Genomic DNA, 24,108 nt, shown 5'->3' with positions numbered 1-24,108 from the left:
CCCTGCAATTGCCCTCAACCTGACCTAATGTATAAGGATGCATAATGCATCGAATCTGCCATAATGGCGCGAGCAATCCTTCACCCTTAGTCGATCTCAGGCTGTGACAGACCCTAAAAGCTACAAAGACACCGTTCTTCTGCCCCAGACCAGCTTTGACATGCGGGCTAACGCCACCCAGCGCGAGCCTGAGATTCAAGCCTTTTGGGCCGAGCACAAAATTTATGAAACCCTGTCGACCAGCAACCCCGGCGAGGTGTTTGTGCTGCACGATGGGCCGCCCTATGCCAACGGCGACCTGCACATTGGCCACGCCCTCAACAAAATTTTGAAGGATACGATCAACAAGTATCAGCTGCTCAAGGGCCGAAAAGTGCGCTACGTGCCCGGCTGGGACTGCCACGGTCTGCCCATTGAGCTGAAGGTGCTGCAGGCGATGGACCCCGAAGCACGGGCCAACCTGACGCCGATCAAGCTGCGCTACAAGGCCAAGGCCTTTGCCCTTAAAACCATCGATCGCCAGCGGGAGAGCTTCAAGCGATACGGCATCTGGGGCGACTGGGATCACCCCTACATGACGCTGACCCCCGACTATGAGGCGGCTCAGATCGAGGTATTTGGCCAGATGTACCTGAAAGGCTACATCTATCGAGGGCTGAAGTCGGTGCACTGGAGCCCCAGTTCCCAAACCGCCCTGGCCGAGGCCGAGCTGGAGTACCCCGAGGGGCACACGTCCCCCAGCATCTACGCGGCTTTCCCGATGGTGAGCGCCTCTGCCGAGGCCAAAGACGCCCTGGAACCCTACCTGGGCGAGCTGGGCGTGGCGATCTGGACCACGACGCCCTGGACGATTCCGGCCAACCTGGCGGTAGCGGTGAACGCGGATCTAACCTATGCCGTGGTGGAAGTCGCGGCGGGAACGCCGTTTAAGTACCTGATTGTGGCCAAAGATCTGTGCGATCGCATGGCCAGCGTCCTCAATGCAAAACTCACCCTCAAAGCCGAAATCAAAGGCGCGGCGCTGGAGCATTCCACCTATCGCCATCCCCTCTTCGATCGCGAGAGCCCGATTCTAATCGGCGGCGACTACGTCACCACCGAGTCGGGTACGGGCCTGGTACACACCGCCCCCGGCCATGGTGAAGAAGACTTTAAGGTGGGCCAGCGCTACGGTTTGCCGGTGCTGTCTCCTGTTGACGAAAAGGGCGACATGACCGAGGAGGCTGGCCCCTTTGCCGGGCTGAACGTGCTGAGTGACGCCAACCCGGCGGTGATTGAGGCCCTGAAGCAGGCCGGGTCTTTGCTTAAGCACGAGCCCTACGTCCACAAGTACCCCTACGACTGGCGCACCAAGCAGCCCACAATCTATCGTGCCACCGAGCAGTGGTTCGCCTCAGTGGAGGGGTTCCGCGACGCGGCGCTGAAAGCCATTCAGACCGTGCAGTGGATTCCGGCGACGGGCGAGAACCGAATCACCGCTATGGTGGGCGATCGCTCCGACTGGTGCATCTCGCGCCAGCGCACCTGGGGCGTGCCGATCCCTGTTTTCTACGACACCGAGACCGGCGAGCCGCTGCTAAACGAAGAGACCCTGACCTACATCAAAGCCCTGTTTGCCGAAAAGGGATCCGACGCCTGGTGGGAGCTGCCCGAGACCGACCTGCTGCCCGAAAAGTACCGCCAGAATGGTCGCACCTACCGCAAGGGCACCGACACCATGGATGTGTGGTTCGACTCCGGCTCCTCCTGGGCGGCGGTGGCTCAGCAGCGCGACGAGCTGAAATATCCGGTCGATATTTATCTAGAGGGCTCCGATCAGCACCGGGGCTGGTTTCAGTCGAGCCTGCTGACCAGCGTGGCGGTGAACGGCTGTGCCCCTTACAAAACGGTGCTCACCCACGGCTTTACCCTGGATGAGCAGGGCCGCAAAATGAGCAAGTCGGTGGGCAACGTGGTCGATCCGGCGGTGGTGATCAACGGCGGCAAAAACCAAAAAGCAGACCCGCCCTACGGCGCAGACGTGCTGCGGCTGTGGGTGTCGTCGGTGGACTATTCCTCCGATGTGCCCCTGGGCGGCAACATCCTCAAGCAGATGGCGGATGTGTACCGCAAGATTCGCAACACGGCGCGATTTTTGCTGGGCAACCTGCACGACTTTGACCCGGCAAAAGATGCGGTGCCCTACGACCAGCTGCCGGAGCTGGATCGCTACATGCTGCACCGCATGACCGAAGTGTTTGCCGATATCACCGACGCCTTTGAGACCTACCAGTTCTTCCGGTTCTTTCAGACGGTGCAGAACTTCTGCGCTGTGGACCTGTCGAATTTCTATTTAGATGTCGCCAAGGATCGGCTGTACATCAGTGCCGCAGATTCGCCTCGGCGGCGCAGCTGCCAGACGGTGCTGGCGATCGCAATCGAAAACCTGGCCCGCGCCATTGCCCCGGTGCTTTCCCACATGGCCGAAGACATCTGGCAAAACCTGCCCTATCCCGCCGCCCACAAGTCGGTGTTTGAGGCCGGTTGGGTGCAGCTAGATGACCAGTGGCAGCAGCCGGATCTGGCGGCCCGCTGGAGCCAGCTGCGCACCGTGCGCCAGGAGGTCAACAAAGTCCTCGAACAGGCCCGCACCGCCAAGGACATTGGCTCTTCCCTGGAGGCAAAAGCCCTGATCTATGTGGCTGACCCTGACCTGCGGCAGCAGCTAGCGGCCATGAACCCTACCGATGCCGTAGCAACCGGTCATAACCACGTCGATGAGCTGCGCTACCTGTTCCTGGTCTCCCAGGTGGAGGTGCTCGATTCGCCAGAGTCTCTGGCCGGGCTAAAGTGCAGCAGTGAGTCGGACGCGCTCGGCATCGGCGTAGTAGACGCGGAGGGCCAGAAGTGCGATCGCTGCTGGAACTACTCAACCCATGTGGGCGAGAGCAGCGATCACCCGACCATCTGCGATCGCTGTGTCGAGGCGCTAGCAGGCGCATTCTAATACAAAAGCTATACTGCTGGTATGACCGATCTTCCTACCGAAGCGTCGTACTATGCAGGTCGCTAAGTTCTCGATTTCACTGCCGCAGCCGTTGCTAACGTTTGTCGAATCCTACCGGGAGAGCCATGCCTGCAAGTCTAGGTCGCAGGTGATTGAAAAAGCCCTGGAGCTACTGCGCGAGCAGGAGCTAGAGGAAGCCTACGGGCAAGCGGCTGACGAGATCGATGCCGCATGGGACGTAACCGTGGCCGATGGGCTCGCCGATGAAGCGTGGTGAGATTTACTACGCTGACCTCAATCCGGTGGTAGGGTCAGAGGTTGCCAAGCAGCGCCCGGTGCTGATTGTGAGCAATAATGCCAACAACCGCGCTGCCTCCACAGTTACGGTAGTGCCCCTAACGTCGCAGGTCAGTCGGGTATACCCCTTTGAAGTACTGTTACCCGCTGCTGACAGTGGTTTGCTAAAGCCGTCTAAGGCTCAGGTACAGCAAATTCGCACCATTTCTAAACAGCGCATTGTGGGCCGCCAGGTTGGGCGATTAGCATCTAGCCCAATGGAGAGAATAGACGCTGCTTTAAAGCTCCACTTAAATCTTCGTTAGTCCACATCTGACTGTGGTCGATGCCAGCGCTGTTGCCTACTCTACGGGCCGCAGCTGCTGGAGCAAGTCTTGGCGGGAGAACGGTTTCGGCAAAAAGCTCTCGAACCCCTGCTGCTCGGCTCTGGCTACGGCCTCGGTAGAGCTGAGGCCGCTCATGGCGATCACCCGCAGGTTGGGGTTGATGCGCTTCAGCAGGGGCACGGTGGTGAGCCCGTCCATCGTGGGCATCATCAGATCCATCAGCACGGTGTGGATAGTGTCGGAGTGCTCGCTGAGCAGGGCGATCGCGGCCTGTCCACCGTGGGCTACCATCACTCGATAGTTGTGCAGCTCTAAAACCGTGCGGACCGCTTCGTAGACGGCGGGTTCGTCATCGACCACCAGCACCGTGGACTGATGCCCATCGAGCAGGGCCACCGGGGCATCAGCTTCGGGGCTGGGTTCGAAGCTGGCCCGCAGGTATACCTGAAACTGGCTGCCCTGGCCCACCTGGCTCTGCACGTCAACAAAGCCGCCGTGGCTTTCGACAATGCCCAGCACCGCCGAGAGCCCCAGGCCCGTGCCCTGGCCCAGGGCTTTGGTGGTAAAAAACGGGTCAAAAATTTGGTTGAGCACCGCTGGCTCCATGCCGGTGCCGGTATCGGTAATCGTTACCCTGATGTAGAGGCCGGGCTGAGCCTGAAAATGCTGCTGGGCCGAGTTGTGGTTCAGGGTCAGGTTTTCGGCGGCTATGCGCAGGGTACCGCCGTTCGGCATGGCGTCACGGGCATTGACGCAGAGATTCATAAACACCTGGTGCAGCTGGGTGGGGTCGCCCCAAACCGGCCATAGACTATCCGGTATGTTGGCATAGACATCAATCGATTTGGGCAGGGTTTGCTGCACCAGCTTGCGAATATCCGCTAGCAAGTGGTTGACCTGCAGAGCAAAGCGCTTGCCCTCAACCCCCCGCGTGAAGGCGAGAATTTGTTTGACCAGATCGGCTCCGCGCTGGGTGCTGGCCTCCAAAATATCGAGCTTGCTCTGTAACCAGGGGTCGATCGCCTTTAGCTTGAGGGGCAAAAGCTGCACTACCAGCAGAATCGGCGTCAGGATGTTGTTGAGGTCGTGGGCAATGCCGCTGGCCAGGGTGCCCAAGCCCTCAAGCCGCTGCGATCGCAAAAACTGCGCCTCCAGCTGCTTTTTATCGGTAATGTCCATGTGAATGCCCAGCAGCCGCTCGCTGTGGGTCTCCACGTCGCAGATCAGGCTGCTGTTAATCGTCAGCCAGTGGACGCGATCGCCCACCAAAATGCGAAACTCAGTCTTGAGCCCCTGTCCCTGTTGGGTGGCCTGCCTCAGCTCCTGACTGACCCGCTCCGCGTCGTCGGGGTGAATGGGCCAGGGCCAGTTGGCGCTAAAGCTGGCCATCATGTCGGCGATGGGCCAGGGTGGATCTGCCAACAGGTCCGATGAGTTTGAGGGCTGGGCAGGGGCATCGACACACCACTCAAAGGTGCCAATGCTGGCAGCATTTTGGGCCAGTGTAAGCCGTTCCTGAATGCGCTGGCGCTGCTCGATCTCCTGCCGCAGGTGCCGGTTGGCGGCCTCCAGCTCGGCGGTGCGGGCCTGCACCCGCTCTTCTAAAATTTCGTTGGCATCGCGCAGGGCGTCTTCGGCCCGCTGCCGCTCGATCGCGTAGAACAGCGATCGCACCAGCACCTCCTGCTGCAGCGATCGCTTCATCAGGTAGTCTTGAGCGCCGTGGCGCACGGCGGCTACCGCCAGGGTGTCGTCGTTGGTGTTGGTGAGTACCACCACGGGCAGGCCGGGAGCCTGGTGAAGCAGCACATCCAGCGAGTCGAGGCCGCTGCTGTCAGGCAGGGTGAGATCGAGCAGCGCCACATCAAAGCGGTCTTGCCCCAGCCAGGCGATCGCCTCCCCCAGGCGCTTGGCGTGGCTGAGCTGAAACCGACTGCGGGGTGCCCCCTTCAGCACCTCCTGCAAAAACCGGGCCTCGGCCAGGTCATCCTCAATTAAAAGTACTCGCACCGCCGCCGGGTTCAGGGGGTAGTCGAGGGCAGCGTCGCTGTTTCTAGCCAAAATGCCTCAATTCCTTGCACAATTTTGAATAACTGGGCCAAGTTGCGCGATTTTGAGATGTAGCAGTTGACGTGCAGGTCGTAGCTTTTGCAGATGTCCTCCTCGTTCCGTGAGGTGGTCAGCACAATAATGGGAATGTGCTTGAGGGTATCGCTGGCCTTGATCTCAGCCAGCACCTCTCGCCCGTCCTTTTTAGGCAGGTTGAGATCGAGCAAAATCAGGTCAGGGGTCGTAGCCGCCGCAAACTCCCCCTGGCGGTGCAGGTAGTCCATCGCCTCCATGCCGTCCCGCGCGATTACAACCTCGCACGGGGCGGCGGTGCTCTTGAGGGCCTCCTGAATCAGGCGAATGTCGCCCCGATTATCCTCGACTAAAAAGATAGTTTTTGGCCTTGTGTCCGTTGCCATGGTTGCGATCGCGTCCTTCAACGGGAATGGTGAAGTAGAAGGTTGCCCCCCGGTTAGGAGCGGCCTCTACCCAAATTCGGCCTCGGTGGCACTCAACGATTTTTTTGCAAATGGCCAGGCCCATGCCCGAGCCTGCGTACTCATCGCGGGTGTGCAGGCGCTGGAAGATGACAAAGATGCGCTCGGCAAACTGGGGGTCAAAGCCGATGCCGTTGTCGGTCACCGAGAACAGCCAGTGCTCCTCCTGCCGCTGCACCCCAACGTGAATACCGGGCGTTTCGCCGGGCTTGCGAAACTTAATCGCGTTGCCAATCAGGTTTTGGAACAGCTGCATTAGCTGGGTGCCGTCGGCGACGATGGTGGGCAGCGGGTCGGCGGTAATGATCGCGCCGGTTTCGGCCACTCGCCCGCGCAGGTTGCCGAGGGCCTGGTCGAGGGCCTGCTGCACCTCCGTCAGCTGCCACTCGATGCCCTGCAGGTCTACTTTGCTGTAGGCCAGCACGTCGTCGATCAGGGTTTGCATCAGGCTGACCCCTTCGACGGCAAAGCCGATAAACTCTTTGCCGTCGTCGTCGAGCTTGGCGTCGTAGCGCATTTCGAGCAGCTGCACAAAGTTAGCCACCTGGTTGAGCGGCTCCTGCAGGTCGTGGGAGGCAATATAGGCAAATTTCTTCAGCTCGGCGTTCGATCGCTCCAGGTCGTTGGCCAGCAGGGCCAGCTCTTCGGCCTGGCGCAGCACGATGTTGACGATCGCCTTGCGCAGCTCCAGGGCGGCTTTAATTTCTACCGTCTGCCAGGGCAGCGATCGCAGGCTGACCGTCTCCTTCCACAGCTCAAACGACTGGCGCGGACACAGCCGCTGCTGGTCGCCCTCGCCCACCAGGGTGTAGGCCTCGTTGGGGTTGCCGCCCCAGTTCACGGTCTGAATTACCTCTGGGCGGAACCACAGCACGTAGCTGCGCTTGGAGATGGCGATCGCCAGCAGACCGCTGGCCACATCCTTAAACCGCTGGGCCTCGGTATAGTCTAGGGGCAGAGCATTGGTGACGAAAATGTCCTGCTCGGTTTGCTCAGCCCGGTTGGCCAGCCACTGCACCAGGTAGTTCAGCTCCTCCTCGGGCGGGGTGCGGCCCAGGGTCGTCCACTGGCCGCCAAAGCAAACGGCGGCCCCCTTGGCCCCGACCAAATCCAGCAGGCTGGGGTCGTGGCGCACCAGGCCATCGATGAAGTAGTCAGCCCGCGCCATCTGGTCAATCAGCGCCGACTGCACCGCCGCCAGCTTCAGCCGATAGCTCTGGTCAGCCTCTTCTTCAAGGGTCGAAATTTCAGCAAAAATCACCCGACCCAAAAATTCGCAGGCCTTGCGCAGCTCATAGGGCACGTACTTGGGCGTCTTGTGGTGGCAGGCAATCAGCCCCCACAGCTTCTGATCTTTCATTAGCGAAATGGTCAGGGAGGCCTCCACATTCATGTGGTGCAGGTACTCCGTGTGGCAGCGGTAGGGCTGCCGCAAAATCGACATCACCAGGTCGGTGCCGTGCTGGGTCACGGGGTTGACGGCGGGCACCAGGTCCACCGGCTCGGCGCTGGCGTTCGGAATCACCCGAATCCAGTTGGACAAAAACATCTTGCGGGCGGGCTGGGGCACATCCGACTCAGGAAAGTGCAGGCCCAGGTAAGACTCCATGTCGTCGAGCTTTTCTTCGGCCAGCACCTCGCCGTGGCCGTCGTCGTCAAACTTGTAGAGCATCACCCGGTCAAAGCCCGTCACCTGCCGCACCTCGTGGACGATAATGCGGCAAAAATCGGCCAGGCTGGCCGTCCCTGCTTCTAGCTGCCCAATCGACGCCCGCGCCAGGTGGTAAAAGCTCAAGAACGGAATCGCCTCGTTGTTGAGGGCGGGCTCCAGCTCCAGAATTAAAAAGCCCTCGCTGTTGCGGTGAAAAATGGCGTCGTACACGCCGTAGTCGTCCCCGCGTCGCCGCACCCACACCTTGGTGGGGTTCATAATGTCCAGGTTGTCGTGGCGCAGACCCGATCGCACCTGATCGACCTGGTAGGCGTCCAGCAGGTCGTCCAGGGTTTGGCCCAGCAGCTCCTCTGCCGATAGGCCAAAGGCCGCGCGAGCGTTGCGGCTGACCTGCACAATCGACAGGTCTGCCTCTCGCAGCACCAGCAGCACTCCGTGGGGCTGCACCTGGGTCAGCGTGTGAATCTCGGGCTGCTTTAGGCTCACCAGCTGGGCCTCGGGATTCAGGTTACGAAGGGTCATAGCGATCGCTCTCCTAGCAAAAATTATGGGTGTTTCAACGCAGCCTGAACGGTAGAATGCCGTGGTGTTAACCGCTGCCAATCCAGGCTTTGAGGATTTACTGACGGGTTTTTATCACTGGGTTTTATCCGCTGTCAGTGCGAAATAAAGTGAACATCGAGCTTGCAATTCTCTGTCTTGAAACCTTTGTCTTAAAATCCTCGGGTCTTAAAGTTCCTTGGCTTGAGATTTTCTGTAAAGCTGCGCCACCGCAGCCAGATTGAGTCTTAGACTGCCTTAGCTCAGTCGAGGCTCGAAAAGTCTCAGTTCAGATACCTCAAAACGGGGTCTAAGAGCCAGACCTCAAAACCTGGCCTACCCCATCTATCGGCGGCTTCAATCGTTAGCTTCAACCCTTTATGCGTAGATCATTTTGGGCTGTAGTGTTTCCATCTAGCAGCATATCTCAGATAAATTGGGGCCCTGGAATGAGAATATTAAAAAAATAGGAAGCTTGGCTTTTTGTGTAAATTTAGATTTTGTTTGACCCCGAAAGACCGGCCGCTTGCTAACAGGAAGTTTGAATTATTTTTGTTTGTTCATCAATTGTATTGAATCCCGTGAGGATTACTTCAGCGGCAGCGTTACAATCCCAAACCAAAAGGCCTCAATCTGCCTCACCGTATGGGCCAAATGCTCTAAATCAGCCGCCTTCACCACGTAACAGTTGCTTTGGCTGGTATAGCTGCGCAAAACATCCTCAGTGCGATCAGACTCGGTGAATACAATCACCGGAATACGCTTGAGGCGGGGCGTGGTCTTGATCGTGGTGAGAATGTGGTGGCCACCGCCCGGCAGATCGAGATCGAGCAAGACCAAGTCTGGACGCGGTGCCTGGGCATACTCGCCTCGCTGTAGCAGGTAATCGATCGCCGCCCCCCCATCCACCAAAATTTCAAAGCGATTCTGGGACGGATACTCGTTCTGAGTCGGTTCCTGAACGCTCTGCGAATCGCAGTCTGAGCCCTGGCCTAGTACCTGCTGCACCACCTGGGCATGGTCGCGATTGGGGTCAATCACCAAGATGAAGCGGTCTTGTTCCAGGTCGTGATCTTGCATAGGGCATAGCCAATCCTAAAGCTGATTCAGGTAAGGCTAACCCCATCGACGCCCTTGCCAACAGCACTGGGTGGGCCATGTATAAAGCCTTAATATTGAACGCTAGCGACAAACAACCAAAAACAGCTCATTGTGCGGAAAGTTATAAGATTCAGTATTTTTGTTAGCGATCGCGGCGTTGAAACCCTAGCTAGAGCGTTCGAGCTGTTGCGCGATGCCGTCAATGGCGCAGACGGTCCTCCAGTGGCGGCTGGTCATCACGACCCCAAGCAGTGGCCTATCGCTCAATGGGGCTGAGAATTTGGTTGAGCAGCCGCAGCTGATCGGCGTTGCCCATGGTGATAACCATGTCGTTGGGGTAGAGGCGGGTGTCGGCGGTGGGGCCAAAAATCAGCGTTTTGTCGGCCCGACGAATGGCCAAAATGAGCGCCCCCGACTGGCGGCCAAGCTGGGCCTCGGCCAGGGTTTTGCCGACAATAGGGCAGCTCTCGGGCAGCAGCAAAAACTCCTCCACGTAGACCGATCGCTCGGCCCCGGTCAAAATACCGTCTAAAAAATCTACCACCTGGGGACGCACCGCCGAGGCGGCCATGCGCTTGCCGCCGGTAATATAGGGCGACACCACCACATCGGCTCCGCCCCGCCGAAGTTTGATGATGGCCTCTTCGCTGCTGGCGCGGGCGATGGTGCGAATTTGGGGCGACAGGGTTTTGGCCGAGAGCACGATATAGAGGTTTTCAGCGTCGGAGGGCAGTGCCGCTACCAGACAGCGCGATCGCTCTACCCCAGCCTGCAGCAGAGTTTGATCCTGAGTTGCATCACCCTGGAGGGTCGTGTATCCCAGCTGCTGTGCCGTCTGAATGGCGGCGCTGTCGGAGTCAACCACCACAAACGGAATGGCCTCAGCCGCGAACTCGGTGGCCACCTGACGACCGGTACGCCCAAACCCGCAAATAATGTAGTGACCCTGCAAAGATTCCATCAGCCTGCGCCGCTTGAGTAACCGAAACCCAGCCTGAAAATGCCCCTGCACGATGGCATCGGTCAGGCTGTTGAGAATGTAGGCAATCACGCCTACCCCCATCATGATCAGCAGGATGGTAAACAGCCGCCCTCGGGGGCTGAGCGGGTTGATCTCCCCAAAACCGACGGTGGATAGGGTGATCACCGCCATGTAGGTGGCATCGAGCCAGCTCCACCCCTCGACCAGGCGATACCACAGCACCCCCAAGAGCACCACGCCGCCCAGGGCGATCGCACCCCGAATCAGGTGCAGCCGGGTGCGCCGATAGTTTCCTTCAGCAACGGTTTCGCCATAGCGAGGGCGTTTTTGACGCACAGGTGGTAGCCCCTGAAACTTAGCCCGCTAAACTTGCCCCAGCTTAGACCTCAGACTTGGCCCAGCAGCGTAACGTTAACCCTCAGCTACCGCCAGTGGGCCGTACCCAACCCGCAGCGCTCTAGGCCGTAGATTTGTAGATTGTAGGAGCAAAAACCTGGCCGCCGCCAAAAAAAACGCCCTGGGCTGAGCCAGAGCGTGGATCCCCTTATCCTGGAGGTAACTCTAGTCGGTCAGGCGGACTCGCCCAGCCCGAATGCTGTCGAACACCTGGTTGATGTGCTGGCGATCGCTAGACGTCAGCATTGGGTTGCTGAGCATTGCCGTCGATAGAATGAGGTGGTCACGGCGGCTCAACACGCCCTGCTGCATAACGGTGCTGACGAGGGTTTGAATATTTGAAGCGGGGTTTTGGGGTAAAGACGACACCATGATTGCAAATCCTCGATGCAGGAGTGACGATAGTAGAGGCCCAGGCCAGAGACGGTAGGCAATGCTGTAGCGGTAGCTACATTTTTATCTTCTTTAAGCATGCCTAATCCCTAGGCATTACGCTTGGGCGGCCAGTAAAGATTCAGTAAACCTGTATTAAAGCCTGGACAAGGCTAGAGTTTCCACAGAGAAGCTACGGAAAAGACGTTGCGGAGACAGTACGGCAAAATGGCGCAGATTCAGGACAGCCCTATGGACATTCATCGCGTACCGGCCTTTCGCGACAACTATATCTTTGTGCTCCACGAGCCGACCGCCGCTCAGGCGGCGGTGGTAGACCCCGGCGATGCGGTCCCGGTGCTCCAAACCTTAGAACGCCTGGGAGCTACGCTAACGGCCATTTTTAACACCCACCACCACAGCGACCACGTGGGGGGCAATCGGCAGCTGCTAGAGCGGTTTCCGGCGGCTCTGGTCTATGGTGGGGCCGAAGATTGGGGCCGCATTCCAGGGCAAACTCACGGTTTGCAGGAGGGGGACAGGGTGTCGTTTGGCGATGGGCAAGGCCCGGCTGGGAGCCAACGCCAGGCTGAGGTTTTCTTTGTGCCCGGCCACACCCGCGCCCACATTGCCTACTACTTTGCTCCGACTGACCCTGGTGACTGGGGCGAACTTTTCTGCGGCGATACGCTGTTTGCTGGAGGCTGTGGTCGCCTGTTTGAAGGCACTCCCCAGCAAATGGTCGAGTCGTTGGGCAAGCTGCGGCGGCTGCCCGACACCACCCGCGTGTGGTGCGCCCACGAGTACACCCTCAACAACCTCAAGTTTGCCGTTACGGTCGATGGCACCAACGCGGCCCTGCGCGATCGCCTGGCGCAGGTGCAGGCGGCCCGCGCCCACAACCAGCCCACGGTGCCCACTGAGCTAGGCCTTGAGAAGCAGACCAATCCCTTTTTGCGGTGGGACGATGCGGCCCTGCAGCGGGCTACCACCAGTACGTCAGCGGTGCAAACCTTCGCCCGGCTGCGGGGCAAAAAAGATCTGTTTTAGACGGCTTCAGCTCAATACCGAGCCAAGACTGAGCCAAGGTTTTACGGCAATAGGCCCGCTAGGCCAGGGTGGCGACCTATGCCTCTCAAAAGAGTTATTTATTGAGATGGCCTACTCACTGGCTCTGCTGCAGGGAGCGGGTGCTATACAATCACAAGAGCAGCGCCATTTTGGGCCATCCTGAGGTAAATCAACCTTAGACCGACGTTACAAGGGGCAAGACCTGGCTATGATGCTCAAATCGACCACCCGGCACATCCACATCTATACCGCCATCGTTGCCAACAACGAACTGGTACCCAGCGACGACAAACTCACCCTAGACATCGACCCCGACAATGAGTTCAACTGGTCCGAAGACGCGCTTAAGGCCGTCTACGCTGAGTTTGACCGCCTGGTCGATGCCGCCGCTGGCGAAGATTTGACCGACTACAACCTGCGCCGCATTGGCTCTGATCTTGAGCATTTTGTGCGTCAGCTTCTGCAGCGGGGCGAGATTAGCTACAACCTCAAAAGCCGTGCCCTCAACTACAGCATGGGCCTACCCCGAATTGAGGCTGAAGAATCGGCGCAAGCGGCAGGTTGAAGCGATCGCAGGCGACTTCTAACCCAGGTCATGCTGCCCTGTCAATGGCAACCGGGTAGGGTCAACTGGCTTGGTTTGAACCGTTTGGAGCCAGCACCCCTGGCTCCAAACGGCTCAGACTAGGGTTAGGTACCATTTAGAAACACATCGAGTAGAAGCTACAAGCTGTTTATCTGCCCTAGAGGATCGTGATCCAGTGCTCTAATCCATCCTGTCGGTCGATTTCGACCCCGCCTGCCAGCCGCTGCAAGGTCTGCCAAACTCCCCTGCTGTACCGCTTTTTACTGGCGGTTGGCGATGGGGTAGTAGCCACTCGCCCCGGTACGCTGATCGCAGGGCGATTTTTGGTCTGGCATGATGGTTCAAAACAGAGTTCTGAATCGGTTTCGGTAGCGCATCAGATCTGGCTAGACACCCGGCCCGACCATCCCACCCCGGCCCTAGATACGATTCCAGCTTTGGTGCTGAACTATCTAAAGCTGTTTGCCCTGGCTCAGCACATTCCCCGACCCTACGCCTACCTCACCCCAGAGCAAACGGGTCTGGCGGCGAACATGCTGCTGCTCGATATGGCTCCCATCAGCGTTCGGGTTACAGAGCCGAGGGTTGACAGCAAGGCTTCGTCTCCAGATCTATCTCCAGGGGCTCCGGGGGCTCCAGGGGTACCGGAGCTGGGGCAGGTTGAGGCAACGCTGCTACCCTCCCTGGCTCAGATCTGGACCCACGGATCGGCCCTGCAGCAGCTGAACTGGCTGCGGCAGGTCGCCAACCTGTGGCCTATTCTGGCCACTGAACGGGTGGCTACAACCCTGCTTCAGCTGGATGAACTGCGGGCCGACGGGGCTCTGCTGCGGCTCGCCACCCTGACCGTCGATGACGCCAGTCCTACCCTGGCTCAGCTGGGCCAGCGGTGGCACGCCCTGGTAGCTACGGCTCAGCCCCCGCTGCGATCCTACCTGGGCTGGCTGGTCAAGGTCCTCAAGGACGGGCAGCTGGCCTCGGCCAAAGACCTGCTGGCCGAGCTGGAGGGGGCAATTCAAACCCTGAGTCAGGGGCTGTTGGTGACGGTTGACTGGGCGGCTGATACTGACCAGGGACCGACCCGCGATCGCAACGAAGACGCCTGCTACCCCGAAAAAGAGCCGCGCCAGCAGCGGCTGACTGGTCTGGCTGAGGGGGTTGAAACCCCGCCCCTGCTGCTGGTGTGCGACGGCATTGGCGGCCACGAACAGGGCAATGTGGCCTCTCAAACCGCGATTAAGCTGCTGCAGCAGGAGCTTGAGCCGCTGACCCAGCAGCCCCACCTGTCGCCCCATGCGATCGCCGAGCGCCTCAGGCAGGCGCTCATTTTGGCCAACGACGCGATCGCCGCCCGCAACAACGACGAGCAGCGATCGGCGCGGGCCCGCATGGGTACGACGGTGGTGGTTGCCCTGGTGCATTTTCCCTACGTCTCCATTGCTCACGTTGGCGATAGCCGAGCCTACCGAGTCAGCCCCCGCACCTGCTACCAGATCACCGTTGACGACGACGTCGCCTCGCGGGAAGCACAGATGGGCTATGCTCTCTATTCCGAGGCCATGCAGCTGCCCAGTGGAGGAGCCCTGATCCAGGCTCTGGGCATCAGCGACTCTAACCTGCTGTACCCGACGGTGCAGCACCTGCTGCTTGACGATAGCGCCGTGCTGCTGCTTTGCTCTGACGGACTGAGCGACTACGACCGGGTCGAAGCGCTGGCCCCCCACCTGGTCGCCCCCTTGACGAACGCGCCTGGCCCGATCAACCTCGCCGTCGAAACCCTGATTCAGCAGGCCAATCGACTCAACGGCCACGACAATGTCACCGTTGGGCTGATGCGATTTGTGCCGCAGGCGGGGGCCTTGCCAGTGCTGCCCTCGGGTTCGCTCCGCCAGGCCGACGCGGCTGTCGATGGTGGTATGAGTACGGTGCCCGCGGCGTTTCCAAAGACCGTGCCGCCCTCTACTCGCGTTGTGGCTCCAGGGGCAGCCGAGGCACAGAGCGATGTCCGGCCGCCCCGCTCAAAGCAGGCCTGGGGGCCGTTTTGGGTGGGTGTGGTCGCAGTGCTGGCCGGATTGGGGGCGGCGGCTCTGGCCTGGGAGCGGCGATCGCAGGCTCCAGTGGCGCTACAGCCTTTGCAGACCAGCTGGTCGATCGCCGCTCTGATGGGCCAACCGCTGCCAGAAGCCGCTCTCGCCGCTACCGTGGACATACCCGTGGGGTCGTACTGGCAGTCCCAACAGGCCGCCACCCCTGGCCTAGAAGATCGTGGGCTGCTGCTGCGATCGCAGCCGGGCCCGTCTACCGCCGGGCTGCCCAACCCTGCTGGAGCGACAGACAGGTCAACGGGCGTGGCGACGGGCAGCGTTCTGCGAGTTGTCAGCCGCCAGACCACCGCCGACAATGTCGACTGGGTCCGACTGCGGGTTTGCTCTATTCCCTCCGGGGCATCGCTAGACCAGCGCCCCCAGGAAACCAACCAGCCCCCCGTTCCGGCCGCTAGCCCCAACCTGAGTCAGCAACTCTCAGCGCCGGGTGACGAAGGCTGGGTGCAGACCCGCCAGCTTTATCGAGGTGCAGCCTTTCTAGACTTGGTTACCCCGGCCCAGTCGGGCCGCTGCCTGCCCTAGCTGCTCTGCTCCAGTCCCTACTTCGCCTTTCTGGCTTTGTTGATTTCGGCCCGCCTATGCTGTCGTCCGATGCTCTCACCCTTTGTCTCGCCATCGATCGCCTCACCCAGGTCGAATCTAACCACTATGCTATCTGGGTGCTAGAGAGCCCGTTCCCCGGTGGCTATGCCCACCACGATCGCCTCTGGGATAGCCAAATGGCCAAGCTGTGGGAGAGCTGGCAGCAGTATTTTTCGCTGCGAGAGCTGCCCCAGGTGCCCCACGTACCCTCGGCCTACGTCCCCCAGTTTCACCTCGACGACCTGCTCGATCGGGTGGCTCCGGCCGCCGATACCACGGGCAATACAGGGCGACTGATGCAGGGCCTGGGGGTTAGCCTTTGGGAATGGCTGTTTGATGGCCCCATTCGTCAAACCCTGGACCGCAGTCTGGGGATGGCGATTGGCCAGAACCGCCCCCTCAGGCTGCGGCTGGAGATACGTCCTCCGGAGCTGATTATCCTCCCCTGGGAGATTATGCAGCCCCAGGCGGGGTGTCCAGCCCTGTCGCTGGGGCCGCAGGTGCTGTTTAGCCGCACCGCCAGTGCGGTAGAACCCCTGCCGGAAGCCGAGCTAGATTCCTCGCTGCGTATTTTGCTGGTGCTGGGGCAGGATGATCCCGGAACGGCAGGGGGTGGAGAAAACGTCCTACAGCTGCCCCAGGAAGCGGAAGCTTTGAAGCAGCTGCTAGAGCTGAGCGCCTCTCGTTTGAGTTATCAGGGGGCCAGCCCGGTGGTCTGTCAGGTTCAAACCCTGATCGAACCCGATGCCAAAACCCTCCTTAAAGCTTTGGAAACCGGCTACTTCAACGTGTTTTTCTACGCTGGTCACGGGGTCCCCGCTCCCGATGGCGGACTGCTGTTTTTGCGCCAGGGAGGTAGCCTGAGCGGTACTGAACTGGCTCAGGGGCTAGCCCACAACGGTATTCGACTGGCGGTATTTAACACCTGCTGGGGAGCCCAGCCCGACCTGCAGCAGCAGCGGGTAATTCCTCGGAGCAGTCTGGCGGAAGTGCTGTTGCACCACGGTGTACCGGCGGTGCTGGCCATGCGCGATTCGATCGCTGACCACGAAGCTTTGAGCTTTATTCAGGTGCTGGCCCGAGGGCTGGCCGAGCGGCAGCCGGTAGCCCAGGCGGTGGCCCTGGCCCGGCAGCATTTGCTGACCGCCTACCGCTTCAACCATACGGCCTGGACCCTGCCGGTGCTCTATCAGCACCCCCAGTTCGAGGGACATCTGCTGCACGAAGTCGGCCTAGCGGTGACCCAACTGCCGGGGCAGGAGCTGCCATCGACCCAGTCAGTGGTGCTGCGCTGCCTAAATAATCCGACTCGGCTGTGGCGACTCTACGATGGCTACCTGCGGGTGGGGCGGCTGCCCGACAATGACCTCGTGATTTTAGAGCCGTGGGTTTCGGGGCAGCATGCCGAAATTTTTAGCCGCACTCGATTTGAGAAGGGGGTGCCAGAGGTCTGTTATTACCTGCGCGACATGTCGCGCAACGGCTCCTACTACTGTGAGGGCGACGCCTGGAAGCTGGTTCACCGGGGCGAGGTGCCCCTGGCCCTGGGTACGGCACTGCGCTTTGGCAGTCAGGATGGCGAACTGATGGAATTTACCCTGGAGGGTAGCCCCAAATCGCCCCCGCCCTGCTAGGGAAATCACAAAATTGTTCATGCCGTACGGAATCCTCTGGCGGCGCGATGTATCCACTGACATCAGGTACTGTTACCATCCCCGTGCATCTGTAGATAACGCTATGACCCAGCCATCCCAAAACCCCAATTCTGCTTCTGAGTCCGCCATGGCCGCCGAACACGATTTGCTTGCTGCGATTCTTCACCCCGAACCGGCGTACCCCTGGCAGCCGCTGGCTCCAGAGGCAGAGGGCTATCTGGCTAACCTCGAAACTGAGTTTGACGCCCTGGCCGACGATGACCTCAGTACCGCGATCGCTGCCGGTTGGCAAACGCTGGCAAATCAAATAACGGCTCAAATGAACGCGGCTCAAGCGACTCCTCAACCCGCTGTGGGTCGGGGCCAATCAGCCGCCACCTCGGTGCTCGATCAGCTGCGTCAGTTTCAGGAACGGCTGCCCCGTGAGCTGTTACAGAACCTGGCTAGCTCCGCCACCACCCTGGCCCGCAGCGGTCAGCCCCTGATCGACCAGCTGGTGCAGTGCGCGAGCGATAGTTTACCCAGCTGGAACCTGGATGACCTGGCCGTGCTGGCCCGTCCCCTGGCCTACTCGTTGCGCGATGGCCGGGGCGAAATTGTCGAGCTAAACCTGCGGGCGATTCCGGCTGCGGCCTGGAACTCGCTGTCTGACCTGGAGCAGGCGCGGCTAACGTTGACCATTGCTTCAGTGGCCCTCAAGGCGGCTAAAACCGACGTCAGCCCTGGCGACCACCCCTCCGCTGACTGAGCGGGGATTACAGTTCTGACTGGGGCGATGGCTTTCAATGCAAAAAGTGCATAAAAGAATGGCGCTACCCGTTACGATCTCGTAATGCTTCACTGACAAGGCCAGATTCACGGGGAATCATGAGGATGGATGCCTCTCCTCTTAATGATTCTCAATGCTTATGGGACGTTACTTTGCCCCCTGGCTGCGCCGTCAGCAGGCCCGCTATCGCTATCGACAGGCCCTAACCCTGATTCGTCAGGGCAATGTCGAAGCCGCGCTAGGGGTCTTGCCCCAGGTTCTGGACGGCTATCCCCATCCGGCCGATATTCACGTTGAGCTGGGTAAAGCCCACTGGCAAATGGAGAATACGGCGGCGGCACTGGAGCACTTTAGCGCCGCGATCGCCCTTGACCCCACCAGCATTCGAGCCTACGGCAACCGCGGCCTGCTCTACTGCCACCAGGGGCAGAACGACCTGGCGTTGGCCGACTGGCAGCAGGCCCTAGAGCACCAGCCCGGCCATGCCCTGATTCACTACAACCGGGGGCTGCTGTATTTTCGGCAGCAAAACTACGAGCTGGCCCTGGCCGATTTTGATGCCGCCATTGCCGCCAACCCCAACCTGGCTGAGGCCTACCTGCACCGGGGCCACACCCACGAACAACTCGGCCAGCCCGATACCGCCGCCCACGACTGGGAACTGGCCCTCTGCAACGATCTCAACCTCGACCAGGCGCGGCTAAAGCTGCACCACCGCTACCAGGCCCACCGCGATCGCGCCCTTTCTCAGCGCCTACAGACGGAACTGGGCCTGCGCCACATTACCGTTGTGGCTCAGCACCAGGACGACAGCCTGCGGATTCAGGTACACCGCCCGGTGGGGGTTGGCATCAACTACTTCACCCTGCCCGACCAGATCCGCGCCCTGCTGATCAAGTGGCAGCTGGAGGAAGTGCAGAGCTTTGAACTCACCGGGCAGGTGCAGGATCAGCCCGTGGTGGAGTGGCGGGGCAGCTACAAGCTGTTTCAGGGGCAGCCCTGCCCGCCAGCCCGGTGGCATCGGGTGCTGCTCACCGCCTTCGTGATTTTTCCGCCCCTGGGCATTCCCGCCCTGGCCTGCGCCATGAACCTGCGCCAGGCCTATCAGCGCGGCGACTACCTGGCGGCGCTGCGGGCCTCAAAGGCTATTCAGGGACTGTGCCGCGCCGGAGGAATTGCCTCCCTCACGCTGGTCACGCTGCTGGCGGGTTACTGGGGCTACCAGCGCCTCTACGGAGAGCCAGAGGCCTCGGCGGCCCCGGTTCAGGCTCCAGCCCAGCTCACCCCGATCAGGAAGCCGGTTCCGGTTGATAACTAGCCGCCAGTTCGGCAGGGGTCATGGTTTCGTAGCGCTCGAAGGGCTGGTGAATCCAGGGGTTGTCGGGCAGGTAGACCACGTGGTAGTCGGGCTTGAGAATGGAGTCGGCCTTATACCACAGCACCGCCGTGCGCAGGTCTTCAATATAAAAGCCGTACTTGTGGCGCAGCCAGTCCATCGATTTTTTCAGGCTATAGCCCGAGTCGACTAGGTCATCGACGATCAGCACCTGGCTGCCCAGGCTGGGGGTGGTCATGCTCAAATCGCGGGAAAAGGTGATAGCTCCTCGGGTGCGGCCATCGGCTCCGCCGTAGGAGGCCGTCGACAAAATGGCCAGCGGCACGTCGAACAGGCGGCAGAGGGTATCGCCAATCCGCAGTCCGCCCTTGGCCAGGCAGACAATTTGGTTAAACTCCCAGCCCGACTCGTAGATCTGAACGGCCAGTTTCTCGACATCGCGGTGATAGTCGTCCCAGCTTACGTAGAAATCAGCCATAGCCATTCTCCTAGGCGATCGCCCTAGCGTACCCACTGCGGCCCTGGGGGTGTCCTGCGCTCTGGTCGGTTCGAGTTGTGGCCAGAGTAGCGCTACAAGTTCCTAAGCTGGACTCAGTGTAGGGCGTTTTGCGATGGGGAAATAATACACTGAGGACGCCCTTCGAATTGTTATCCATCTACGCTCAGTCCTCAACGTCTCCATCATTTACCCAGCATTCGACCTATGGCTTCTAACGTTCCGTCGAGCAGCGCCAGCTACGCTGCCCCCAAACCGTTTTCGCTCTGGGGCAAGCTGGCCTTTGGGGCCGGCGACATTGGGCCGGGCATGACCGCCAACCTGCTGGCCTTTTCGTACCTGATTTTCTTAACGACGGCGGCGGGATTGAGCCCGGTCGCGGCGGGCTCGGTGCTGGCGATCGGGCGGATCTGGGACGCAGTGAATGACCCGTTTATTGGCTACTTGAGCGACAAAACCCGCACCCGCTGGGGCCGTCGCTACCCCTGGATTTTGCTGGGGGCGATTCCGTTTGGGGTGACGTTTTTTCTGAACTGGATCGTGCCGGGGTGGGAAAGCGATACCGCCCGGTTTTGGTACTACGTGGTGATCTCGCTGCTGTTTCAGGTGTTTTATACGGTGGTGAATTTGCCCTACACCACCCTCACCGCCGAACTCACCAAAGACTACGACGAGCGCACTGAGCTGACCGCCTTTCGGCTGGGGTCGTCGCTGTTTGGGGCGATCGCGGCTCTGGGCCTGGGTCTGGTGATTACCCAATCTGTGGAAGATTTGCGCCAGCAGTACCTGGTGCTGGGGGGCATCTGCGCGGTGCTGTCGGTGCTGCCGCTGCTGTGGTGCGTGTGGGGCACTTACCCCTACGCCGTGCAGCGCAATGCGCTCCAGCCTGCCGATACGGACGAAGTGGCCCTGTCGTTTGCGGCCCAAATTAAGGTGGTTTTTGCCAACCGGGCTTTTTTGTTTGTGGTGGGCATTTACCTGTTTGCCTGGCTGGCCCTGCAGATGACCGCCAGCATTATTCCCTTCTACGCCACCTTTTGGATGGGGCTAGACTCGTACTTTTTGGCGGCGCTGCTGGTGCAGGGTACCGCCATTGTGATGATGGTGGTGGTGAACTACCTCAGCCGCCGCCTGGGCAAGCAGGAGGTGTTTTACATCGGCATTGGCGTCTGGATTATTGCCCAGATTGCCCTGTTCTTTGTGCAGCCGGGGCAGGTGGCGTTTCTGTATCTGCTGTGCATTGTGATTAGCTTTGGGGTGGCCACGGCCTACGTGGTGCCCTGGGCCATGCTGCCCGATGTGATCGAACTCGACGAACTCAAAACCGGCCAGCGGCGCGAGGGCATTTTCTACGCCTTTATGACCCTGCTGCAAAAGGTGGGCCTGGCCCTGGGCCTGTTTTTGGTCAGCCTGGCGCTGCAATTTTCGGGCTTTGTCAGCGAGGCCACCCAGCAGTCTGACCAGGCCCTGCTGGCCATCCGCGTGTTTATTGGCCCGGTGCCGATGGTGCTGCTGCTGGCGGCGATCGCGCTGACCCGGTTTTACCCCATTACCCGCCAGGTGCACGAAACGATTTTGCTCCAGCTGGCCGAGCGCAGCCGAGGTCAGGCACAGGATGGGTAGTGTCAGCGATCGCTCAAATACCCCGGCCTAAGTCGTAGCGAATCCGACTTGAGGCGGGTAGAATGGTGAGAACCGATACATTTATTGGGCCGACTTCAGCGCTGAATCCGCCTCGGGTAGTCATCGTCTGAGAAAGGTCCTAATCTCGATCTAGCACCCTCGTTGTCTACTCTGTGGGAGTCACCATGAGCAACCCGCCCAGCCCCGATCGCATTCTCATCTTCGACACCACCCTGCGCGACGGCGAGCAGTCGCCGGGCGCGACTCTGAATGTCGAAGAGAAGCTGGTGATTGCACGGCAGCTGGCCCGGCTGGGGGTTGACATCATTGAGGCTGGCTTCCCCTTTGCCAGCCCCGGCGACTTTGAGGCGGTGCAGCGAATTGCGCGGGAAGTTGGCACAGAAACCGGCCCCACCATCTGCGGCCTGGCCCGCGCCACCAGGGGCGACATCGAGCGGGCCGGCGAGGCGATCAAACCCGCCGCCAGGGGCCGCATTCATACCTTTATCGCCACCTCGGATATTCACATGCAGTACAAGCTGCGCAAGAGCCGGGAAGAGGTGCTGGCGATCGCCCCCGAGATGGTGGCCTACGCCAAGACCTTCACCGACGATGTGGAGTTTTCGCCGGAGGATGCGGGCCGCTCTGACCCCGAGTTTTTGTACCAGGTGCTGGAGGCTGCGATCGCAGCCGGGGCCACCACCGTCAATATCCCTGACACTGTGGGCTACCTGACGCCGTCGGAGTTTGGCGGCCTGATTCGCGGCATTAAAGAAAACGTGCCGAATATCGACCAGGCGGTAATTTCCGTCCACGGCCACAACGACCTGGGCCTGGCGGTGGCCAACTTTCTTGAGGCGGTCAAGAACGGCGCGCGCCAGCTCGAATGCACCATCAACGGCATCGGCGAGCGGGCGGGCAACGCCGCCCTCGAAGAGTTGGTGATGGCCATGCACGTGCGCCGCAGCTTCTACAACCCCTTCCTCGGTCGCCCCGCCGACTCGGAGGAGCCGCTGACCAATATCGACACCCGCCAGATCTACAAGACCTCGCGCCTGGTCTCCAACCTGACCGGCATGTTTGTACAGCCCAACAAAGCGATCGTAGGGGCCAACGCCTTTGCCCACGAGTCGGGCATTCACCAAGATGGCGTGCTCAAAAACAAGCTCACCTACGAGATCATGGATGCCACCTCCATTGGCCTCACCGACAACCAGATTGTGCTGGGCAAGCACTCGGGCCGCAATGCCTTTGGCACCCGCCTGCGCGAGCTGGGCTACGAGCTGGATGATCAGGCCCTCAACCGCGCCTTTTTGCGCTTCAAAGAACTGGCCGACAAGAAAAAAGAAATCACCGACTGGGATATTGAATCGATCGTCAACGACGAAACCCAGCAGGCCCCCGAACACTTCCACCTGGGGCTGGTGCAGGTCTCCTGCGGCGACAGCGCCAAGCCTACCGCCACCGTCACCCTGCGCACGCCCGACGGCGAGGAGCTGATGGATGCGGCGATCGGCACGGGGCCAGTGGATGCGGTCTACAAGGCGATCAACCGGGTGGTGGATATCCCCAACGAGCTGATTGAGTTCTCGGTGCAGTCGGTGACGGCGGGCATCGATGCCCTGGGCGAGGTCACCATCCGCGTGCGCCATGAAGACCGGGTGTTTTCGGGCCACGCCGCCAATACCGACATTGTGGTGGCCTCGGCCCACGCCTACCTGCACGCCCTCAATCGGCTGTACGCCGCACTGCAGGGTGAAAAGGCGATTCATCCTCAGCGCGATGCGGTAACGGCGTCGCTATAGGCGGAGGCCTAGGTTCTTTCTGGGCACCGCGTCGGATCTACTCCGATCGCGCTCCAGTGCTCATAGTCGTAGACCCGCTAGGCACCTGCCCAGCGGGATCACGGCACACAGGGCTCAATCGGTAAAATAGTGGCATCTGTAGAAAGCGATCGCGATGGTACAGGCTCACCCCCAGCTCAAAACCTTTGACGACTTTCTCACCCACGCTGAGACAGCCGACGGCTACTACGAACTTACCTACGGGAAATTAGTTGAGATGCCGCCAGAGTCTGACGACAATCTGTTTCGAGCTTTGAGACTGTACGAAGCTCTAAAGGCTGTGGTGGACATGCGACAGATTCGGCTTCAGGGCTTAGCGATCGCCATGCCGGGGCAGCCCAAAAACCGCTATCCCGACCTCACGGTTTTGCGGCCTGAGCACCCCGAGCAGATGCGATCGCTGGGGCAGGCGGCCATTACGCTAGAGATGGCCCCCCCGCTGCTGGTCGTAGAAGTGGTGAGCCCAGGGGCAGAAAATCACCGCCGCGACTACTTTGAAAAGCGCAATCAGTATGAGTGGCGCGGCATTGGTGAATATTGGATTCTCGACCCGGTGGTGGAGCAGGTGACGGTGCTGAGCCTGACGGCCCAGGGCTATAACGAGGTCGTTTTTACGGGGGAAATGGTGGTCGAATCGCCAACCTTCCCAGCCTGGCCGCTCACGGCTGAGGCGATGCTGGCTTTAGGCTAGAGGCTTTATACTAAATCCGACTTGGCTACCCCTGAAATGGTGTAGGATTAGGGAATGCCTAGACCCCTCCATCTCGAACCTCATTTTTCAGCCGACGAGCTTAAAGCGCGGTATCGCGCAAGCGGTGACCCG

The 24,108-nt window shown here is 60.2% G+C and carries 19 protein-coding genes; 12 read left to right on the top strand and 7 right to left on the bottom strand.

The genetic code is table 11. The features are described from left to right. Positions 1 to 103: 103 nt before the first annotated feature. The 3 genes from ileS to ACQ4N7_RS19450 are packed head-to-tail and all read left to right on the top strand — an operon-like array spanning position 104 to position 3,588. Positions 104 to 2,986: an isoleucine--tRNA ligase gene (ileS, locus tag ACQ4N7_RS19460; RefSeq protein WP_430713150.1), complete on the top strand. Its 2,883-nt coding sequence runs from the start codon at positions 104 to 106 to the stop codon at positions 2,984 to 2,986. Between the two features lie 52 nt (positions 2,987 to 3,038). Continuing rightward, complete coding sequence (locus tag ACQ4N7_RS19455) at positions 3,039 to 3,263, top strand: CopG family transcriptional regulator (protein ID WP_430713149.1); 225 nt, start codon at positions 3,039 to 3,041, stop codon at positions 3,261 to 3,263. Continuing rightward, positions 3,250 to 3,588, top strand: a complete 339-nt coding sequence (locus ACQ4N7_RS19450; RefSeq protein WP_430713148.1) for a type II toxin-antitoxin system PemK/MazF family toxin — start codon at positions 3,250 to 3,252, stop codon at positions 3,586 to 3,588. The genes ACQ4N7_RS19455 and ACQ4N7_RS19450 overlap by 14 nt, the downstream gene beginning before the upstream one ends. Before the next feature lie 36 nt (positions 3,589 to 3,624). On the opposite strand, the gene ACQ4N7_RS19445 is transcribed toward ACQ4N7_RS19450, so the two are convergent. From ACQ4N7_RS19445 to ACQ4N7_RS19420, 6 genes are all read right to left on the bottom strand, one after another. Then, the gene (locus ACQ4N7_RS19445) at positions 3,625 to 5,670 is read right to left on the bottom strand and encodes a response regulator (RefSeq protein ID WP_430713147.1); all 2,046 of its coding nucleotides are present in this window, start codon (positions 5,668 to 5,670) and stop codon (positions 3,625 to 3,627) included. Beyond that, complete coding sequence (locus ACQ4N7_RS19440) at positions 5,631 to 6,077, bottom strand: response regulator (RefSeq protein WP_430713146.1); 447 nt, start codon at positions 6,075 to 6,077, stop codon at positions 5,631 to 5,633. Before ACQ4N7_RS19440 ends, ACQ4N7_RS19445 begins: the two co-directional genes overlap by 40 nt. Then, positions 6,031 to 8,349 (bottom strand): ATP-binding protein, encoded by a 2,319-nt coding sequence (locus tag ACQ4N7_RS19435; protein ID WP_430713145.1) that lies wholly within the window; start codon positions 8,347 to 8,349, stop codon positions 6,031 to 6,033. Before ACQ4N7_RS19435 ends, ACQ4N7_RS19440 begins: the two co-directional genes overlap by 47 nt. A 606-nt stretch (positions 8,350 to 8,955) precedes the next feature. Then, positions 8,956 to 9,447, bottom strand: coding sequence for a response regulator (locus ACQ4N7_RS19430; protein ID WP_430713144.1), 492 nt, complete (start codon positions 9,445 to 9,447; stop codon positions 8,956 to 8,958). Between the two features lie 277 nt (positions 9,448 to 9,724). Continuing rightward, positions 9,725 to 10,714 (bottom strand): potassium channel family protein, encoded by a 990-nt coding sequence (locus tag ACQ4N7_RS19425; protein ID WP_430713197.1) that lies wholly within the window; start codon positions 10,712 to 10,714, stop codon positions 9,725 to 9,727. A gap of 297 nt (positions 10,715 to 11,011) precedes the next feature. Next, positions 11,012 to 11,218: a hypothetical protein gene (locus tag ACQ4N7_RS19420; RefSeq protein ID WP_430713143.1), complete on the bottom strand. Its 207-nt coding sequence runs from the start codon at positions 11,216 to 11,218 to the stop codon at positions 11,012 to 11,014. Between the two features lie 252 nt (positions 11,219 to 11,470). Here ACQ4N7_RS19420 and gloB point away from each other — a divergent pair, with 252 nt between their 5' ends. The 6 genes from gloB to ACQ4N7_RS19390 all read left to right on the top strand — a co-directional run bounded on the left by gloB (position 11,471) and on the right by ACQ4N7_RS19390 (position 19,304). Next, positions 11,471 to 12,268: a hydroxyacylglutathione hydrolase gene (gene gloB, locus ACQ4N7_RS19415; protein WP_430713142.1), complete on the top strand. Its 798-nt coding sequence runs from the start codon at positions 11,471 to 11,473 to the stop codon at positions 12,266 to 12,268. A 229-nt stretch (positions 12,269 to 12,497) separates the two neighbouring features. Further along, a complete protein-coding gene (locus ACQ4N7_RS19410) occupies positions 12,498 to 12,854 on the top strand; it encodes an NAD(P)H-quinone oxidoreductase subunit M (protein ID WP_430713141.1) in 357 nt (118 codons plus the stop codon). A 188-nt stretch (positions 12,855 to 13,042) separates the two neighbouring features. Next, a complete protein-coding gene (locus tag ACQ4N7_RS19405) occupies positions 13,043 to 15,502 on the top strand; it encodes a PP2C family protein-serine/threonine phosphatase (protein ID WP_430713140.1) in 2,460 nt (819 codons plus the stop codon). A gap of 56 nt (positions 15,503 to 15,558) precedes the next feature. Continuing rightward, positions 15,559 to 17,196, top strand: coding sequence for a CHAT domain-containing protein (locus tag ACQ4N7_RS19400; protein WP_430713139.1), 1,638 nt, complete (start codon positions 15,559 to 15,561; stop codon positions 17,194 to 17,196). A gap of 103 nt (positions 17,197 to 17,299) precedes the next feature. Further along, positions 17,300 to 17,965 (top strand): hypothetical protein, encoded by a 666-nt coding sequence (locus tag ACQ4N7_RS19395; protein ID WP_430713138.1) that lies wholly within the window; start codon positions 17,300 to 17,302, stop codon positions 17,963 to 17,965. Between the two features lie 160 nt (positions 17,966 to 18,125). After that, complete coding sequence (locus tag ACQ4N7_RS19390; protein WP_430713137.1) at positions 18,126 to 19,304, top strand: tetratricopeptide repeat protein; 1,179 nt, start codon at positions 18,126 to 18,128, stop codon at positions 19,302 to 19,304. Here the strand turns inward: ACQ4N7_RS19390 and ACQ4N7_RS19385 are convergent. Then, positions 19,276 to 19,800 (bottom strand): phosphoribosyltransferase, encoded by a 525-nt coding sequence (locus ACQ4N7_RS19385; RefSeq protein WP_430713136.1) that lies wholly within the window; start codon positions 19,798 to 19,800, stop codon positions 19,276 to 19,278. The two genes, ACQ4N7_RS19390 and ACQ4N7_RS19385, sit on opposite strands and share 29 nt — an antisense overlap. Before the next feature lie 225 nt (positions 19,801 to 20,025). Between ACQ4N7_RS19385 and ACQ4N7_RS19380 the strand changes: the two genes are divergently transcribed. The 3 genes from ACQ4N7_RS19380 to ACQ4N7_RS19370 all read left to right on the top strand — a co-directional run bounded on the left by ACQ4N7_RS19380 (position 20,026) and on the right by ACQ4N7_RS19370 (position 23,976). Next, entirely contained in the window at positions 20,026 to 21,441 is a 1,416-nt protein-coding gene (locus ACQ4N7_RS19380; RefSeq protein ID WP_430713135.1) for an MFS transporter, read from the top strand. A gap of 185 nt (positions 21,442 to 21,626) precedes the next feature. After that, positions 21,627 to 23,246 carry a 2-isopropylmalate synthase gene (locus tag ACQ4N7_RS19375; protein WP_430713134.1) on the top strand — a complete coding sequence of 540 codons (1,620 nt, stop codon included), beginning with the start codon at positions 21,627 to 21,629 and terminating at the stop codon, positions 23,244 to 23,246. A 154-nt stretch (positions 23,247 to 23,400) separates the two neighbouring features. After that, entirely contained in the window at positions 23,401 to 23,976 is a 576-nt protein-coding gene (locus ACQ4N7_RS19370) for a Uma2 family endonuclease (RefSeq protein WP_430713133.1), read from the top strand. Positions 23,977 to 24,108 lie beyond the last annotated feature (132 nt).

The organism is Nodosilinea sp. AN01ver1 (assembly GCF_050565655.1).
Taxonomy (GTDB): domain Bacteria; phylum Cyanobacteriota; class Cyanobacteriia; order Phormidesmidales; family Phormidesmidaceae; genus Nodosilinea.
The sequence above is the reverse complement of the archived record's forward strand: the minus strand, read 5'-3'. Positions and strand labels throughout refer to the sequence as shown.

Excerpts from the sequence above, each read along its gene's own strand:
- ACQ4N7_RS19455 (WP_430713149.1), top strand. The coding sequence starts at position 3,039 with ATGCAGGTCGCTAAGTTCTCGATTTCACTGCCGCAGCCGTTGCTAACG.
- ACQ4N7_RS19450 (WP_430713148.1), top strand. The coding sequence starts at position 3,250 with ATGAAGCGTGGTGAGATTTACTACGCTGACCTCAATCCGGTGGTAGGG.
- ACQ4N7_RS19440 (WP_430713146.1), bottom strand. The coding sequence starts at position 6,077 with ATGGCAACGGACACAAGGCCAAAAACTATCTTTTTAGTCGAGGATAAT.
- ACQ4N7_RS19435 (WP_430713145.1), bottom strand. The coding sequence starts at position 8,349 with ATGACCCTTCGTAACCTGAATCCCGAGGCCCAGCTGGTGAGCCTAAAG.
- ACQ4N7_RS19430 (WP_430713144.1), bottom strand. The coding sequence starts at position 9,447 with ATGCAAGATCACGACCTGGAACAAGACCGCTTCATCTTGGTGATTGAC.
- ACQ4N7_RS19420 (WP_430713143.1), bottom strand. The coding sequence starts at position 11,218 with ATGGTGTCGTCTTTACCCCAAAACCCCGCTTCAAATATTCAAACCCTC.
- gloB (WP_430713142.1), top strand. The coding sequence starts at position 11,471 with ATGGACATTCATCGCGTACCGGCCTTTCGCGACAACTATATCTTTGTG.
- ACQ4N7_RS19410 (WP_430713141.1), top strand. The coding sequence starts at position 12,498 with ATGATGCTCAAATCGACCACCCGGCACATCCACATCTATACCGCCATC.
- ACQ4N7_RS19400 (WP_430713139.1), top strand. The coding sequence starts at position 15,559 with ATGCTGTCGTCCGATGCTCTCACCCTTTGTCTCGCCATCGATCGCCTC.
- ACQ4N7_RS19395 (WP_430713138.1), top strand. The coding sequence starts at position 17,300 with ATGACCCAGCCATCCCAAAACCCCAATTCTGCTTCTGAGTCCGCCATG.
- ACQ4N7_RS19390 (WP_430713137.1), top strand. The coding sequence starts at position 18,126 with ATGGGACGTTACTTTGCCCCCTGGCTGCGCCGTCAGCAGGCCCGCTAT.
- ACQ4N7_RS19385 (WP_430713136.1), bottom strand. The coding sequence starts at position 19,800 with ATGGCTGATTTCTACGTAAGCTGGGACGACTATCACCGCGATGTCGAG.
- ACQ4N7_RS19380 (WP_430713135.1), top strand. The coding sequence starts at position 20,026 with ATGGCTTCTAACGTTCCGTCGAGCAGCGCCAGCTACGCTGCCCCCAAA.
- ACQ4N7_RS19375 (WP_430713134.1), top strand. The coding sequence starts at position 21,627 with ATGAGCAACCCGCCCAGCCCCGATCGCATTCTCATCTTCGACACCACC.
- ACQ4N7_RS19370 (WP_430713133.1), top strand. The coding sequence starts at position 23,401 with ATGGTACAGGCTCACCCCCAGCTCAAAACCTTTGACGACTTTCTCACC.